Origin of the sequence: Ruegeria sp. HU-ET01832 (genome assembly GCF_040371315.1) — a bacterium.
Lineage (GTDB): Bacteria > Pseudomonadota > Alphaproteobacteria > Rhodobacterales > Rhodobacteraceae > Ruegeria > Ruegeria lacuscaerulensis_A.
The window spans coordinates 262844-277686 of record NZ_BAABWL010000005.1 but is presented as its reverse complement, the minus strand read 5'-3'; the positions used below and the strand labels follow the sequence as shown (position 1 = coordinate 277686).

Genomic DNA, 14843 nt, shown 5'->3' with positions numbered 1-14843 from the left:
GTTACTCCCCAGTTTGGTCCTGTCCGTTTATTAGGCCGCCTGTGTGGCGGATAGAAAGCCCTGAAGCCTCTTGGATTCAGGGGTGGTGAAGATGTCCTCCGGCAGACCTTCTTCTTCGATGAGGCCCTGATGCAGAAAGACGACATGGCTTGAGATATCAGCCGCCATCTTCATGTCGTGGGTCACAATGATCATAGTACGCCCTTCGGCGGCCAGATCCTTGATCACCTTAATTACTTCTTGCTCCAACTCGGGATCCAGCGCCGATGTCGGTTCGTCAAACAACAGGGCTTCAGGCTCCATGCATAGTCCGCGTGCGATAGCAGCGCGCTGTTGTTGGCCGCCAGAAAGCTGGGCCGGGTAGACATCGCACTTGTCGCCAATGCCCACTTTTTCCAGATACTTGCGGGCGCTGTCCTCAACCTCGGCCTTGTCACGCCCCAAAACGGTAACAGGGGCTTCCATCACGTTTTGCAGAATGGTCATGTGAGACCACAGGTTGAACTGCTGGAAAACCATCGACAGGTTCGTGCGGATACGCAGAACCTGCTTAGGGTCTGCGGGTCGGCGGTGATGGCCGCTACCTGTCCAGCGCACGGGTTCGCCCTTGAACAAAATCTCGCCCTGCTGACTGTCTTCCAACAGGTTGCAGCAGCGCAGCAAGGTTGACTTCCCGGACCCAGACGAGCCGATCAGCGATACGACGTCGCCCCGTCTTGCCGTAATATCCACCCCTTTCAGCACCTCAAGATTGCCGAAACTCTTGTGTAGGTTTTTGATCTCGATGACCGGAGTGGAATCTGTCACGGGCGACCTGAGTGTTGTTGGTGTTGGTGCGGTACTAGGGCTTAAATTTCAGCTCAATGCAATGCGCAAATGACACGATTGGGGGGCGAAACCGTCAAATTGACCAGACGTTCTGGTCAAATCGGTCAGGGAATAAGCTGCTTGACCATGTTCGGAGAGGGGTTTGGAATAGCAAGATAGTCTTGCGCAGGTATGGTGATCAGGTCCAGCAGATGCAGAGCATTGCGGTCGCGGGGCGGCAGAGCGTTGATTGCGTGTCGGACAGCTTTGGCGACAGCGGTCGCGTCCTTTGTGCCCGAGGTGACATAGGGCAAGGCAGGGGTAGGTTCTGTCGCGTCGACATCGCGCAGTTCCGTTCCCAGTTTTGTATGTTCTTTCAGCATCAACCACGTGAGCGCATCCAGTGCCGCAAAATCGGCTTCGCCTTCGGCCACAGCGCGGGCCGACATGGCGTGAGATCCGGTTTCCAGACCGGATAGAGGACACAATCCCATTTTTTCAAGATGAACCAAGGGACCTGCCCAACCGGACTGAGACGTCGTCTCGTTATAGGCAAAGGTACCTCGGGAAAGGTCAGCAAGCCCGCGTGAATCCCGTGCGCGTGCCACAAATACCGATCGATAATGACCCGGTGGACAGCCAGACAGACCATAATCGGGCGTACCAACCAACTGAACGTGACCATATAGCCGCGTGCGAAAAGGCATACCGCAGGCCTGCGCGAACAACAAGTCAGGGTTTAGCCAGATATCCCAGGGTTCCGCATCGCGTGTAAGTTCAACCGGGCCGTAACCCAAAGCTGAGCGAATCAACGACCAGTAGCGGTCGTTTGCCGGCCGCAGGCTGGGCAAGTCATACATGCCCAGCGCAGCGATCACGACTTAGCGGCCTTCTGTCGGGCAAGCGCCGAGTCTACGTCACTGACGCCCAAAAGACTTACCACGAGTCGTAAGAGCGAATCTTCTTCACCTGTCCGGTGTCCATCTGCCAAAGCAACCGACCACAGGGCCTGAACGACCGCGAGCCGGTCATCATAGACAACGGCTTCTTTAATGGCACGTGTAAAACGCACAGTGTCCGGTGCCTCGGCTTCAAGATCTTCAGCGCGGGCGCGCAAACCGGCGGCCTCGAAAGGGGACAGGCCATAGCGTTCCATGGATATCCGGTCGATGCGGGACATCTCGCTATCGGCATAGTCATTGTCAGAACGTGCGATCCGCACCAAAAGGGCCGTAAGCGCCAGGCGCGCATCATGATCGGGCAGCGGATCGGGCTGCGGGTTTGTCAGGCGGGACAGAAAATCACTAAACATGCGCCAGATATAAAGCGCCGTCAGGTCTCTTCCAAGCGTCTTTGCACGCGGCCACGGGCGGCTTGGCTGTCATTATAGCTTAGACCCATCGCAATCCGGGCCTCTTCAACGATTTTCATTTCGCCTTCGTCCGAACTGCCATCCGCCAAAACGACTTCCCATAGTGCGTCCAAGGCGGCGAGACGTTCATGCAGATCGGTGGTCTCACGGATCAGCTTGCCGAATGTGTCCGTCTCAGGGGCGGCGGCGTGCAGTTTCTCGCAGGTTGCGCGAACTTTGGCGGCCTCGATCGCGTTGTGCTGATATAACCGCGCCAGAATGCGGTCGATCAGGCTGATTTCTTCCAGCTTATAGTCCCTATCCGCCTGCGCCACGCGCACCATCAGCGCCCCTAGCGCAAGCTCTGCATCAGGGTCAGGCAAATTGTCGTGTTGTGGCGGTCGGAACGCCTGAAAAAACTTTTTCAACATATCGCGAGGTTATTCCATATTTGGTAGCCCGCCAAGCACGGACTACCTGTCATAGCCATCCGTGATCATCAAACCACCATTGACGATCACAATACGCGAAAAAGCGCCAACAAAACTCGGTTTTCAGCCGCCTTGCTGTAATGCCGCGCTTGCTTGTTCCTGCAACCAGCGCAGCATTTGGCGATAGGGCACGGGGCCATAGCTGATACGTGCCACACCAAGCGAGGCCAGAGTCGCCGTATCAGGCGTTCCGGGCAATGCGATAATGTTCACCGGCAGTTCGGTCGATTCGCAAAGTCGGGCGATCAATCCTTCGTCCTTAAGACCCGGCGCGAAGAACCCGCTTGCCCCTGCATCTGCAAAGGCACTGGCCCGAGCAATGGCTTCATCCAACATCGCATTGTCATGCTCTTCTGGCTTGGCTTTCAAAAACAAATCTGTTCGGGCGTTGATGAAAGCCGGAACGCCCGCCACGTCGCTTCCTTCACGCATTGCAGCCACCCGCGCGGCCTGGGTTTCTATGTCATAGAGGTCATTGGTTCCAACAATTTGATCTTCGAAGTTAAAGCCGACGACCCCAGTTTCCAATGCACGCTGGACGTTGGCCGCAATTGCTACAGGGCTTTCGGCATAGGCACCTTCGAAGTCCAAGGTCACAGGCAAATCGACAGCTGAGACGATGCGACGGACGTTATCCAGCGCAAAGTCCATCGGGATATTCTGACCATCGCCGAACCCTTGAGCCATTGCGACCGGTGCACTGCCTGTCGCAATTGCCTTGGCACCGGCATCGCGCACGGCACCGGCGCTACCCGCGTCCCAGATATTGTAAAGGATCACCGGTGTGCCTTTTTGGTGCAGGGCAGCGAAACGTTCCGCTTGTTTGATCTGATCGGTCATGGCCGGTCTCCTGTCTCGTGTTCCACGGACAGTTAACCCTGTAAACAGGTGTTTCGAACATAAAAATCCGAAACACCCGTCACGTTAAGGTGACTTAGACCAAGCGCGAAGTGTCCTTGGCTGCGCGGACGAAATCGCGAAACAAAGGGTGCGGATCAAACGGTTTTGACTTGAGCTCGGGGTGGTACTGAACGCCGATGAACCATGGGTGATCGGACCATTCGACAATCTCGGGCAGACGGCCATCGGGTGACATGCCCGAGAATTTCAGGCCCGCTTTTTCAAGCTTGTCGCGGTATTTGATGTCGACCTCATAGCGGTGACGGTGGCGTTCTTCGATATTTGAGCCGCCATAAACCTCGGCCACCTTGGACCCATCTGCCAGAACCGCATCATAAGCGCCCAGACGCATGGTGCCGCCTTTGTCGTCGCCGACTTTGCGTTCGACCTTGTGGTTGCCCTGTACCCATTCTTTCAGGTGGTACACCACGGGTTCAAAACGTTTTTTTCCAGCCTCGTGGTCGAATTCCTCGGACCCGGCCTCGGTGATGCCCGCAGCGTTGCGGGCGGCTTCGATTACGGCCATCTGCATTCCCAGACAGATACCCAGATAGGGCACTTTATGCTCGCGCGCATATTGCGCCGCCTTGATCTTGCCCTCGGTTCCACGCTCGCCGAAACCACCGGGCACGAGGATCGCGTGGAAGCCCTCAAGATGCGGGGCGGCGTCTTCAGTATCGAAGACCTCGGCATCGACCCATTCGACCTTGACCTTGACACGGTTGGCCATGCCGCCGTGGGTCAGCGCCTCGGCGATCGACTTATAGGCGTCTTCCAACTGAGTGTATTTGCCGACGATAGCGACTTTGACCTCGCCCTCGGCGTTGTGGATGCGGTCGCTGACATCTTCCCACTTCGCCAGATCGGGCTTGGGGGCAGGGCTGATCTGGAACGCATCAAGAACCGCCTGATCCAGACCTTCGCGGTGATAGGCCAGCGGAGCGTCATAGATGGTCGACAGATCCTGCGCCGCGATCACGCTGTCCGGGCGGACGTTACAGAACAGCGCCAGCTTTTCACGTTCTTTCTTCGGAATCGGGCCTTCCGAGCGGCAGACCAGAATATCCGGTGCCAGACCGATGGACCGCAGTTCCTTCACCGAGTGCTGGGTCGGTTTGGTTTTCAACTCGCCCGAGGCCTTGATGTAGGGCAGCAGCGTCAGGTGCATGAACATGCACTGACCGCGCGGCTTGTCCTGACTGAACTGACGGATGGCCTCAAAGAAGGGCAGGCCCTCGATATCGCCCACGGTGCCGCCGATTTCACACAGCATGAAATCGACCTCATCCTCGCCAATGGCAATGAAATCCTTGATCTCATTGGTGACATGCGGGATCACCTGAATGGTCTTGCCGAGGTAGTCTCCGCGGCGTTCTTTCTCGAGCACATTCGAATAAATCCGACCCGAGCTGACCGAGTCGGTCTTGCGAGCAGCAACACCTGTGAAGCGTTCATAGTGGCCAAGGTCCAGATCGGTCTCGGCCCCGTCATCGGTGACGAACACTTCGCCATGTTCAAACGGCGACATCGTGCCGGGATCGACGTTCAGATAAGGGTCCAGCTTACGCAAGCGAACCGAGTAGCCCCGTGCCTGCAACAAAGCGCCCAAAGCCGCCGAAGCCAGCCCCTTGCCCAAGGACGAAACCACACCACCAGTGATGAAAATAAAACGCGCCATGTTGTTCGGCTAGCTCCCGTGAGACGTCAAAATCAGCTGCCCGACGGTTTACGAAAAACCGCTGCATCACGGGACTTCACACATAAAGGATTCGCGCCCAAAGCGCAAGAGAACCGCAAGATGCTGTTGCAGTTCTCTTTCAGATTTCTAGGTTTTGTGGATCAGTTCGCTTGCGGGATCAGCGGCGCGTTGTCGCCCTGCGCTGGAGGCAACAGATCATCCGCCGACGGAACCGCCGGTGTGCTTTCCTCGACCGGGGCAGGCGCCGGAACGCCCAGACGGTCGATGACCGAGCTGCCCGAGGATTTTTGCGCGGCGAGAATGGTCAGCGTGATCGAGGTGACGATAAAACACGCTGCCAGAATCCATGTGACCTTGCCCAACGCAGTCGCTGCTGCGCGGCCGGTCATGGCGCCGCCACCGCCGCCACCCATACCCAGGCCACCGCCTTCGGACCGCTGCATCAGAACAACGGCGATCAGGCCCAGAGCCAGAAGAAGATGGATGATGAGAACGACGTTTTCCATGGTGGTCCTGTACAGCGTGGCGTGTATCGCGTGGTACTTATGCAAGTTTGGTTCCGGGGGCAAGTCAGGACTTTGCATCACACCCCATGATGTGTCCTATCACAGCAAAGGGACTGGACAGATCGGCGAAAGCTGGCGCACCCTGCCGCCATGCCTCATGACGATCACGACCACCCGCACGCCCTTTTGCCACCCGAACCCGCCCTGCGGGTCAAGGCGCTTGAGACGATTCTGACCCGCAAAGGGTTGATCGATCCGGCGGCGCTGGATGAGATCATTGATACCTACCAGAATAAGATTGGCCCTCAGAACGGGGCACGGGTTGTTGCAAAGGCTTGGCTGGACCCGGATTTCAAACGTGCTTTGATTGAAGACGCCACGCCCGTTGTCGCCGATCTTGGGTTCTATGGCCGTCAGGGCGAGCATATCGTGGTGGTCGAAAACACGCCCGAACAGCACAATATGGTCGTTTGCACGCTTTGCAGTTGCTACCCTTGGCCGCTGCTGGGAATCCCTCCGGGCTGGTACAAGTCTGACGCTTACCGTGCCCGCGCTGTGCGCGAACCGCGTAAGGTGTTGGCCGAGTTTGGCGTTACCCTGTCGGCTGAGACAGCCGTGCGGGTTTGGGATTCAACGGCCGAGATTCGCTATCTGGTCCTGCCGATGCGCCCCGAAGGCACCGAAGGTCTGGACGAGGATGCCCTGGCCGCGCTTGTGACCCGCGACAGTATGATCGGCACCGGCCTGCCCAAGGTGTCCGCATGACCCGCGTGCACGATATGGGGGGCCGTTTCGGGGGTGGGCCGATTAATCCCGAGCTCAACGACGCCCCGGTCTTTACCGAGGATTGGCATGGGCGGGCGCTGGCAGTGACTTTGGCCGCCGGGTTTTTGGGGCAATGGAACATCGATACTTCCCGGCACGCCCGAGAGAGATTGTCGCCCAAGGATTATGCTCGGTTCTCCTACTATGAAAAGTGGATCTCCGGCCTTGCCGATCTGTTGGTGGAAAAGGGCGTTCTGACTTGCGAGGATTTGTCAGAGGCGGGCTCAGACGATCCGCACCCTTTGGCCGCACGGATGCTGAAGGCTGAGGCGGTGGCTACCGCGCTTGCCAAGGGCGGCCCGGCAGATCGCCCGTCGGACGTGCCGGTCGCGTTCGAGATCGGGCAACAGGTGCGCACCGCCCACCCTGCGGCCAATCGTAAGGTCGATGGCGGGCACACGCGCCTACCGATTTACGCCTCTGGCGCAACAGGGCGCATTCTGCGTCTGCATGGCACCCATGTTCTGCCGGATTCCAGCGCGCATGGTTTGGGCGAAGCGCCGGAACCTCTCTATGCAGTGGTTTTCTCGGCGTCAGAATTGTGGGCGGACCCGGAGAACCCAAGGGATGAGGTCGTACTGGACCTGTGGCAAAGCTATCTGGAGCCGGCATGACCAATTGCCCAAACCTCAGCGCCCCTGAACCTGTCTTCTCTGAGCCTTGGCACGCGCAGGTTTTTGCCGTGACCGTAGCCTTAAACGAGGCCGGGCGATTCGACTGGCCCGATTGGGCAAGTATGTTCTCACGCACCCTCAAACAACACGGTCTTGAACGAGAGCTTGACGGGGGCGATGACTATTTCAACGCGTGGCTGGAGACGCTTGAGGACTTGCTTGACGAACAGGGTGCGGCTGCATCCGATGAGATATCGAACCTGCAGTCAGCGTGGGAAGAGGCGTATCTGACAACGCCGCACGGGCAACCTGTGTATTTACGGCAAAGCGGGTAGGGGGCTCTGCCCCCGCCGCCCGTTCCGGGGGACTCCCCCGAGGTATTTGGGGCCAGATGAAGCAGGGGATCCGCTCTTCATCTGGCTAAAAATACCTCCGCCGGAGGCAGCGCGCGCAGCGCGGTTCAAAACTGCGGCGAATTATCGGTTTCCCTGCCGCGTTCTCCTCGCTATACGAGCGAGGTTTGATAATTCAGCGCAAAAGGACCGGGTATGGCCAATGTGGTTGTTGTCGGCGCCCAGTGGGGTGACGAAGGAAAAGGCAAGATCGTCGACTGGCTCAGCGAGCGGGCAGACGTGATCGCGCGTTTTCAGGGCGGGCACAATGCCGGGCATACTCTAGTCATCGAAGGCGAGGTCTATAAGCTGCACGCGCTGCCATCGGGCGTTGTGCGGGGCGGCAAGCTGAGCGTGATCGGTAATGGCGTGGTGCTGGACCCGTGGCATCTGCTCAAGGAAATTGGCACCATTCGCGCGCAAGGTGTCGAGATTTCGCCCGACACTCTGATGATTGCCGAGAATACCCCGCTGATCCTGCCGATTCATGGCGAGCTGGACCGGGCGCGCGAAGAAGCCGCCAGCAAAGGTACCAAGATCGGCACCACCGGCCGCGGTATCGGCCCGGCCTATGAAGACAAGGTGGGTCGCCGCTCTGTCCGTGTTGCAGATCTGGCCGATGAGGCGACGCTGGAAGCCCGAGTAGATCGTGCGCTACAGCATCATGACCCGTTGCGCAAAGGTTTGGGTATCGAACCTGTGGACCGCGACGCGCTGATTGCGCAGTTGAAAGAGATCGCGGCGGAAATCCTGCCCTTTGCGGCTCCGGTCTGGAAGGTGCTGAATGAAAAGCGCAAAGCCGGTAAGCGCATTCTGTTCGAAGGTGCGCAGGGAGCCCTGCTGGATATCGACTTTGGCACCTATCCGTTTGTGACCTCTTCCAACGTGATTGCAGGGCAGGCCGCCACGGGTGTTGGTATCGGCCCGGGTTCGATCGACTTTGTTCTGGGCATCGTGAAGGCCTATACAACCCGCGTGGGCGAGGGTCCGTTCCCGACCGAGTTGGACGACGCAGATGGGCAGCGTCTGGGTGAGCGTGGACATGAGTTCGGCACCACCACCGGACGTAAGCGCCGGTGCGGCTGGTTTGACGCCTGTCTGGTCCGCCAGACCTGCGCGACCAGCGGTGTGAACGGAATCTCGCTGACCAAGCTGGATGTTCTGGACGGGTTCGAGACGCTGAAAATCTGCGTCGGCTACGATCTGGATGGCGAACGTCTGGACTATCTACCCACTGCCGCGGATCAGCAGGCACGCTGCACACCGATTTACGAAGAAATGCCGGGTTGGAGCGAATCCACCGAAGGCGCGCGCAGCTGGGCCGACCTGCCGGCCAACGCAATCAAATATGTGCGTCGGGTCGAAGAACTGATCGAATGCCCGGTTGCCCTTTTGTCCACCAGCCCGGAGCGGGATGACACCATTCTGGTGACCGACCCGTTTGCCGACTGATGAGCGATAACGAGAAAACCGGCCTCAGCTATAAAGCCCGGAGGCGGTGGTCGCTAGTGCTTTTGCTGGTTGGATTGCCACTGTACATCGTCGCAGTTGTGACTGTGGTCAACTGGTTGGACCGCCCACCGATTTGGCTGGAATTCCTGATCTACGTGGTGCTCGGTATTCTTTGGGCGTTGCCATTCAAATTCGTATTTAAGGGCGTCGGAAAAGAGGATCCTGATAATCCGTCTGAGTAGGGCGGTTCTAACGGCCGCCCCTGACCTCAATTCTGGGCCAAGTCAGGATGGCCCGAGCGAGGGCGTGGTATTCGCCCGAGATTTCTTCGACCAGGCTGAAAGGCGTGGGCCATGGGGGGGTCAGGGTCGCCTCGACCTGACCCGTGACCAGTTTCAGATCGGCTTTGTGTTTAGACGCCAAGCGGCGCATTCTTTGGTTGGTCGCCAAACACATCATGTGAACTTCGCGAAACCCGCGATTTCGGGCGGCGGCAATGATCCGGGATAAAAGCGCGTCGCCGATGCCTCGGTCCTGCCAGGCGGTTTCTACGGTAAAGGCTAGCTCAGCCACTTGATTTTGGCGGTCTGGTACGGTTCGCAATTCCCCAACGCCGCGCAAACAGGAATCGGGAAACGCACCGTATACCAAAGCACCGTCATCAAAGATCCGGCTTAGGTAAGCGTCCAGGAAGGTGCGGCTAACCGGAGCACCAAATCGCGACGCTAGTGCATCGGTGTCCAGGCTGTTGAAATGGCTTGTAACTTTCGGCGTGTCGTAAATTCTTAGTCGTCGAATTGGTAGTTCATACATGGCTTAGCCTCTGCTTGAACAGTGTCTATAGGACTAGTTTCTACAGTTTCGACACTATCACTTTTCTGCGTTGCAGCATAGCTGACGTTTCGTCATTCCCGCATTAATCCGCCGAGGATTGGAAAAGGCATAAAAAAGAGGCCCGAGAAAACTCGGACCTCTTTCATCTGGGTGTTTACTGGCAGTCAGCCCGCAGCGCGCTCGTCATCATCGGGTCGGAACCCGATCTGAGTAGAGGCCGCGAACCGACCACCCCCGGCTTTTTCGATTTTGCCGTCGCGCAAAAGCTGTCCAAACGAGCGTAGGCTCTCTTCTCGATTGAACTCATCCTGCTTCAATGAGCGAATTTTGTTCATAAGCTGCGGACGCGAGAATTGCTCCTGACCTTCGACAAAGGACAAGTAGGACGCCGCGGCCTCTAGAAGGTCCGGCAGGGATTGGGCACCCTGTTCCTGAGCATAAAGAGCAAATCCGCCTTCTTCGGTCGCGTTGTCTTGTTCCTGCGCTCGGACGCGGCGTGGGGTTACAGGGTCGTCAGATGATGGTTGCGTATCAACGCGCTGTTCAGCGACCAGTTTCAGTGGGGCCAGTGCCTCGGGCTGCGGACGCGTGGTTGTTACTTCAACCTCAGGGCGGCGGGGGCTAATGGACGAGGTCATATCCCGGTACTCGTCCTCATCGGAGTCCGCCAGAGTTCTTTCAGGTGCTTTGCCACTGCGTTCGGCCTCAGTGGCCGCGACGGCAGCGCGCAAATGCGAATAGGTCTCGCGCTGGTCGCTGGCTGCGGGGTCGTCCATTTGGACGTCGGCTTTGTCCATCAACCGCGACACGTCCTGGTCCATGCCGGATACGTCCGCGCCAGAGTCTGCAGCGCGCCGTGCCAGGAACTCTTCAACGTTCGAAATCTCGCTCAGTAGGTCTTCTTCGTCGTTTGCCGTCAGGAAACCTTCGGGAAGTACCTCTTCGTCTTCATCCTCATCCTCGGTCGCGGCCTCGTCATCCATGGCGTAATCACTGAGGATGTTCACGATTTCTTCGTCTTCCTCAGGCGCATTGTCTTGAGAGGACGGTTCGTCCTGAAGATCAGTTTGTTCGAATCCGACGGCTAGTTCGGTCTCTTCTTGTGCCTCCAGCGGTTCCTGCGCTACGGGCGGTTCGTTCACCCTCGCGGGTTCATCCATCGCAGGTTTCTGATCTGGTTCCGCATGGTCTCCGAAGGCCGGTTCTTGTTGGAAAGCGGTGGGCTCTTCCTGTTTGGGTTCCTCCAGGGTTTCCTCGAAATCGGCACCTTGAAAATCAGGGGCTTCCGTCTCAAGATTCGGGGTGTCTTGAACCTCTTCTTCGAAATCCGAAGAGCTTAGGGTTCCAGCCGCAAACGCGGCCGCGACAGCGTCGCTGGGGCCGGCATCGGCATTCATCAGCGACGTTTCTTCGTCCTCGGCGTAGATGACTGTGTTTTCGTCGGTATGAGAAACCACGGCCCGAATGCGCTGAAGCTTGGCAGCAATACTGTCTGCTGCGAGTGGTTCTGCATTTGATGACGGGTCAGTTTCGGGCAAAGTTGGTTCTTGCGCCTGTGCCGTGGGCGTTGGGAGCGGGGCAGAAGCGATGGGTGCGGGCGCGGGCTGATCTGTCGAGCGTAATACAAGCCCGTGATCGTCATGGCTGGCTTCGATCCGCCGCGCGGCATCACGCTGCGCAATACGCGCCAGCATTTCCGCATCCGGCTGAGGGGGCTCCGATCCGAAATAGCGATCTTCCGCAGCCAGATCGCGGAAGTACTCTGCAATCGCCTTCATCGTCTCGAAAGAGTCGTCGAAGCCTTCCAATGTGCATGAGAAGGTGCCGTAGGAAACGGTCAATACCTTGTTATTCTGTACCATCAGACGCACGTCCTTTACAAACTACGAGAGCCAACCCACCCGTCAGAAGGTATAGCTGTTGACCCAGAACTATGCCCATGAACCTATCATTTTGTGGTCTCAATGTGTCCAAATCCGGGAAAAATGATCAATCTAGGAAAAAATATACCGATTGTGCGTACAAACGAGCCAGTTTTGTTGGTCGGCGGTGGACAAATCGGGCCGGAGGATCTGAATCAGACGCTGATTCGCGCCAAATGCGTCGTCGCTGCTGACGGTGGGGCAAATCATTTGATGCGATATGGACTGGTTCCCGATGCCGTAGTTGGGGATTTTGATTCGCTTGAGGCCGTTGCAGAGGCTCAGATTCCACCAGATCGACTGTTTCGGATTTGTGAACAGGATAGCACGGATTTCGATAAGGCCCTGCGCAGCATAGATACGCCATTGGCGCTGGGCGTCGGCTTTCTGGGAGGGCGACTGGATCATCAGCTAGCGGTGCTTAACACTCTGTCTGTTAGGCAAGATCGGCCTTGTATCTTGATTGGATCGCATGAAGTCGTATTTCATGCGCCGCCTCAGATCTCGCTCAATTTAGGATCGGGCGATGTGGTTTCATTGTTTCCATTTCGGCATGTAACGGGGCGGAGTCAGGGGTTGGAATGGCCCATAGACGGTTTGCAGTTTGCTCCGAATGGGCAGATTGGGACGTCCAATCGTGCGGTGTCTGATGTGGAGTTGCAGATGGACGGGCCGGGTATGCTTGTGATGTTGCCGCGCGACGCTTTGGATCAGGTCATGCGGGCGTTTCTGTCGGGGCAGACCGGGCGCTGGCCCGCTCTCTTAGAATGACGTAAAGCCCCGAAGCGATCGTTATGGAGATGCCAACGGCGGCGATGCCGTTGGGCAGGTCACGGAAGATAAACCAGCCGAACAGGGTGGCCACCGGTATCTCAAGATATTGCATTGGGGCAAGTGTGGCCGAGGGCGCATAGCGCAGTGACCACGTCATGAACAGATGTGCCACCGTACCCAGCAGTCCAATGGCCCAAAGCAACACATACGTGTTGCCGGTCGGTGCGATCAAAGACAGTTCCCATGCACCCGCGGCGGTTCCGATCAGAAGAAACGGTAACATGATTGCCGAGGCCATTACGCCAGACACCGCTTGCAGGGAAATCGGATCGGTCTGTTTGGCGATTTGCCGGGTGACCAGCATGAACAAGGCGAAAACAACGGCAACCACAAGCGGTAGTAAAGCCGCTGCGCCGACTTGCGCAAAGCTTGGCTGGATGACCAGCAAAGTACCAATGAAACCTACGATACACGCGATCAGGCGGCGCAGGCCCACTTCCTCTCCCAGCACGTATTTACCCAGCAAAAGCATGATGAAAGGCATAACAAAGACAATGGCAACCGCGTCCGCCAAAGGCAGGTATTGCAGAGACGTAAACATCGCGCTGATGCCGATGATGTGCAGAATTGTCCGCACAACCGTCAGCCGCAGCGCGCGGCCTTGCATCTTCCAAGCACGTCCAGTCAACGCAACCAGAGGTGCCAGCACCAACGCCTGAACGGCAAACCGGACGAAGACCAGCATCGCGACCGGTGTTGTCTCGCCCAGCAGTTTGGCCATCGCGTCGCCTGCGGGGGCGAGGATGCAAAAGCCAAGCATCAGCATGATGCCAAGAACGGGGCGATCGACTGTCATATCGATTACGCTAAGCCGTTTAAACGGCCGATGAAAGCCGAAGCGTCAGCAGTTCGGTACGTTCACAGCAAGACCGCCCAACGAAGTCTCTTTATATTTCTCGTGCATGTCATGGCCGGTTTGGCGCATGGTCTCGATCACCGCATCCAAGGGCACAAAGTGATGACCATCCCCGCGCAGCGCCAGTGAAGCTGCCGAGACGGCCTTGATCGCCCCAAGCCCGTTGCGTTCGATGCACGGCACCTGCACCAATCCTGCAACCGGGTCACAGGTCATGCCCAAATGGTGCTCCAGTGCGATCTCGGCGGCGTTTTCTACCTGTTCGGGCGTTCCGCCCATAACCGCGCACAACCCTGCAGCGGCCATGGCAGACGCGCTGCCCACCTCGGCCTGGCATCCGGCTTCAGCCCCAGAAATCGAAGCGTTGAACTTAACCAGCCCTCCGATGGCCGCAGCAGTCAGAAGAAAGTCTTCGATACGGCTTTCCGAGGCGCCTGGCACGTGGTCCAGGTAATACCGCAATACGGCAGGCAGAACACCGGCAGCGCCGTTGGTTGGGGCGGTGACCACCTGACCTCCGGCGGCGTTTTCCTCGTTCACGGCCATGGCGTAAACGCTCATCCAATCGTTGATTGTATGAGGCGCGTTCAGGTTCATGCCGCGTTCGGCCTGCAGCGCATCGTGGATACCCTTGGCCCGGCGACGCACATGAAGACCGCCGGGCAAAATGCCGTCGGTGGTCAGGCCGCGCTCGATGCAATCATTCATCACTTGCCACAGCCGCGCAGTGCCTTTGGCAAAACTGTCTGCACAGCCGCGCGAGATTTCGTTGGCGCGCTTCATTTCGGCGATGCTCTTGCCGCTGGTCTTGGCCATGTCCAGCATCTCGACCGCCGACTTGAACGGGAAGGGCACAGGAGCACCTTCGTCTGTCGCTTTGCCCTCGGCCAGTTCTTCTTCGGTCAGAACAAAGCCGCCACCGATCGAGTAGAAGACCTGGCGCAGGATGACGTCGCCTTGTGCATCTGTGGCCATAAGGATCATGCCGTTTGCATGGCCCGAAAGGTGATGTTCATAGTCAAAGACCAAGTCAGTCTTGGGATTGAACTCAAGCGTGGGCAGCCCCTCGGGAGAAACGCTGTGCGTCTCATGGATCTCGGCCAGCGCAGCCTCGGCCATGTCGTGGTCGTAGGTATCGGGTACAAATCCAGCGAGGCCCAGAATGGTTGCCCGGTCAGTTGCGTGTCCGACGCCGGTGAACGCCAGCGAACCATGCAAAGACCCACGCAGCCCCGTAAATTCGAAGGGGGACGCCCGCATCTGGTCTAGAAACCGCGCAGCGGCGACCATCGGCCCCATTGTGTGCGACGAAGACGGGCCGATGCCCACTTTGAACATATCGAAGACAGACAGGAACATA

At 57.8% G+C, this 14843-nt stretch carries 17 protein-coding genes; 6 read left to right on the top strand and 11 right to left on the bottom strand.

Annotated elements, in window-relative coordinates:
* Positions 1 to 30: 30 nt before the first annotated feature.
* The 7 genes from ABWV79_RS16420 to secG all read right to left on the bottom strand — a co-directional run bounded on the left by ABWV79_RS16420 (position 31) and on the right by secG (position 5754).
* A complete protein-coding gene (locus ABWV79_RS16420) occupies positions 31 to 807 on the bottom strand; it encodes an ABC transporter ATP-binding protein (protein WP_170352758.1) in 777 nt (258 codons plus the stop codon).
* Between the two features lie 125 nt (positions 808 to 932).
* Entirely contained in the window at positions 933 to 1685 is a 753-nt protein-coding gene (locus ABWV79_RS16415) for a phosphate/phosphite/phosphonate ABC transporter substrate-binding protein (RefSeq protein ID WP_353393262.1), read from the bottom strand.
* The gene (locus ABWV79_RS16410) at positions 1682 to 2119 is read right to left on the bottom strand and encodes a tellurite resistance TerB family protein (RefSeq protein WP_353393260.1); all 438 of its coding nucleotides are present in this window, start codon (positions 2117 to 2119) and stop codon (positions 1682 to 1684) included. The genes ABWV79_RS16415 and ABWV79_RS16410 overlap by 4 nt, the downstream gene beginning before the upstream one ends.
* 20 nt (positions 2120 to 2139) lie before the next feature.
* Positions 2140 to 2589 carry a tellurite resistance TerB family protein gene (locus ABWV79_RS16405; RefSeq protein WP_170352760.1) on the bottom strand — a complete coding sequence of 150 codons (450 nt, stop codon included), beginning with the start codon at positions 2587 to 2589 and terminating at the stop codon, positions 2140 to 2142.
* Between the two features lie 123 nt (positions 2590 to 2712).
* Positions 2713 to 3489: an isocitrate lyase/PEP mutase family protein gene (locus ABWV79_RS16400; RefSeq protein ID WP_353393258.1), complete on the bottom strand. Its 777-nt coding sequence runs from the start codon at positions 3487 to 3489 to the stop codon at positions 2713 to 2715.
* A 94-nt stretch (positions 3490 to 3583) separates the two neighbouring features.
* On the bottom strand, positions 3584 to 5227 hold the full coding sequence (gene pyrG, locus ABWV79_RS16395) for a CTP synthase (RefSeq protein ID WP_209196629.1): 1644 nt from the start codon (positions 5225 to 5227) through the stop codon (positions 3584 to 3586).
* A 161-nt stretch (positions 5228 to 5388) separates the two neighbouring features.
* Positions 5389 to 5754, bottom strand: coding sequence for a preprotein translocase subunit SecG (gene secG / locus ABWV79_RS16390; RefSeq protein ID WP_170353144.1), 366 nt, complete (start codon positions 5752 to 5754; stop codon positions 5389 to 5391).
* A 150-nt stretch (positions 5755 to 5904) separates the two neighbouring features.
* Here secG and nthA point away from each other — a divergent pair, with 150 nt between their 5' ends.
* The 5 genes from nthA (at position 5905) to ABWV79_RS16365 (ending at position 9279) form a co-directional block, all read left to right on the top strand.
* Entirely contained in the window at positions 5905 to 6519 is a 615-nt protein-coding gene (gene nthA, locus ABWV79_RS16385; RefSeq protein ID WP_353393256.1) for a nitrile hydratase subunit alpha, read from the top strand.
* Positions 6516 to 7193, top strand: a complete 678-nt coding sequence (gene nthB / locus ABWV79_RS16380; protein ID WP_353393254.1) for a nitrile hydratase subunit beta — start codon at positions 6516 to 6518, stop codon at positions 7191 to 7193. Before nthA ends, nthB begins: the two co-directional genes overlap by 4 nt.
* Positions 7190 to 7528: a nitrile hydratase accessory protein gene (locus ABWV79_RS16375; RefSeq protein ID WP_353393252.1), complete on the top strand. Its 339-nt coding sequence runs from the start codon at positions 7190 to 7192 to the stop codon at positions 7526 to 7528. The genes nthB and ABWV79_RS16375 overlap by 4 nt, the downstream gene beginning before the upstream one ends.
* 213 nt (positions 7529 to 7741) lie before the next feature.
* Positions 7742 to 9037, top strand: a complete 1296-nt coding sequence (locus tag ABWV79_RS16370) for an adenylosuccinate synthase (protein ID WP_170750588.1) — start codon at positions 7742 to 7744, stop codon at positions 9035 to 9037.
* Entirely contained in the window at positions 9037 to 9279 is a 243-nt protein-coding gene (locus ABWV79_RS16365; RefSeq protein WP_170352767.1) for a DUF2842 domain-containing protein, read from the top strand. The genes ABWV79_RS16370 and ABWV79_RS16365 overlap by 1 nt, the downstream gene beginning before the upstream one ends.
* 7 nt (positions 9280 to 9286) lie before the next feature.
* On the opposite strand, the gene ABWV79_RS16360 is transcribed toward ABWV79_RS16365, so the two are convergent.
* Positions 9287 to 9850 (bottom strand): GNAT family N-acetyltransferase, encoded by a 564-nt coding sequence (locus ABWV79_RS16360; protein WP_170750590.1) that lies wholly within the window; start codon positions 9848 to 9850, stop codon positions 9287 to 9289.
* A 185-nt stretch (positions 9851 to 10035) separates the two neighbouring features.
* A complete protein-coding gene (locus ABWV79_RS16355) occupies positions 10036 to 11733 on the bottom strand; it encodes a hypothetical protein (protein WP_353393249.1) in 1698 nt (565 codons plus the stop codon).
* A gap of 153 nt (positions 11734 to 11886) precedes the next feature.
* On the opposite strand from ABWV79_RS16355, the gene ABWV79_RS16350 reads away from it, so the two are divergent.
* On the top strand, positions 11887 to 12564 hold the full coding sequence (locus tag ABWV79_RS16350; protein ID WP_353393247.1) for a thiamine diphosphokinase: 678 nt from the start codon (positions 11887 to 11889) through the stop codon (positions 12562 to 12564).
* Here the strand turns inward: ABWV79_RS16350 and ABWV79_RS16345 are convergent.
* Both ABWV79_RS16345 and ABWV79_RS16340 read right to left on the bottom strand, forming a co-directional pair.
* A complete protein-coding gene (locus ABWV79_RS16345) occupies positions 12509 to 13423 on the bottom strand; it encodes a DMT family transporter (RefSeq protein WP_353393245.1) in 915 nt (304 codons plus the stop codon). The genes ABWV79_RS16350 and ABWV79_RS16345 overlap by 56 nt on opposite strands.
* A gap of 45 nt (positions 13424 to 13468) precedes the next feature.
* A complete protein-coding gene (locus ABWV79_RS16340; protein WP_353393243.1) occupies positions 13469 to 14842 on the bottom strand; it encodes an L-serine ammonia-lyase in 1374 nt (457 codons plus the stop codon).
* Position 14843: the final 1 nt, after the last annotated feature.

Excerpts from the sequence above, each read along its gene's own strand:
- ABWV79_RS16410 (WP_353393260.1), bottom strand. The coding sequence starts at position 2,119 with ATGTTTAGTGATTTTCTGTCCCGCCTGACAAACCCGCAGCCCGATCCG.
- ABWV79_RS16405 (WP_170352760.1), bottom strand. The coding sequence starts at position 2,589 with ATGTTGAAAAAGTTTTTTCAGGCGTTCCGACCGCCACAACACGACAAT.
- ABWV79_RS16400 (WP_353393258.1), bottom strand. The coding sequence starts at position 3,489 with ATGACCGATCAGATCAAACAAGCGGAACGTTTCGCTGCCCTGCACCAA.
- pyrG (WP_209196629.1), bottom strand. The coding sequence starts at position 5,227 with ATGGCGCGTTTTATTTTCATCACTGGTGGTGTGGTTTCGTCCTTGGGC.
- secG (WP_170353144.1), bottom strand. The coding sequence starts at position 5,754 with ATGGAAAACGTCGTTCTCATCATCCATCTTCTTCTGGCTCTGGGCCTG.
- nthA (WP_353393256.1), top strand. The coding sequence starts at position 5,905 with ATGCCTCATGACGATCACGACCACCCGCACGCCCTTTTGCCACCCGAA.
- nthB (WP_353393254.1), top strand. The coding sequence starts at position 6,516 with ATGACCCGCGTGCACGATATGGGGGGCCGTTTCGGGGGTGGGCCGATT.
- ABWV79_RS16375 (WP_353393252.1), top strand. The coding sequence starts at position 7,190 with ATGACCAATTGCCCAAACCTCAGCGCCCCTGAACCTGTCTTCTCTGAG.
- ABWV79_RS16370 (WP_170750588.1), top strand. The coding sequence starts at position 7,742 with ATGGCCAATGTGGTTGTTGTCGGCGCCCAGTGGGGTGACGAAGGAAAA.
- ABWV79_RS16365 (WP_170352767.1), top strand. The coding sequence starts at position 9,037 with ATGAGCGATAACGAGAAAACCGGCCTCAGCTATAAAGCCCGGAGGCGG.
- ABWV79_RS16360 (WP_170750590.1), bottom strand. The coding sequence starts at position 9,850 with ATGTATGAACTACCAATTCGACGACTAAGAATTTACGACACGCCGAAA.
- ABWV79_RS16355 (WP_353393249.1), bottom strand. The coding sequence starts at position 11,733 with ATGGTACAGAATAACAAGGTATTGACCGTTTCCTACGGCACCTTCTCA.
- ABWV79_RS16345 (WP_353393245.1), bottom strand. The coding sequence starts at position 13,423 with ATGACAGTCGATCGCCCCGTTCTTGGCATCATGCTGATGCTTGGCTTT.
- ABWV79_RS16340 (WP_353393243.1), bottom strand. The coding sequence starts at position 14,842 with ATGTTCCTGTCTGTCTTCGATATGTTCAAAGTGGGCATCGGCCCGTCT.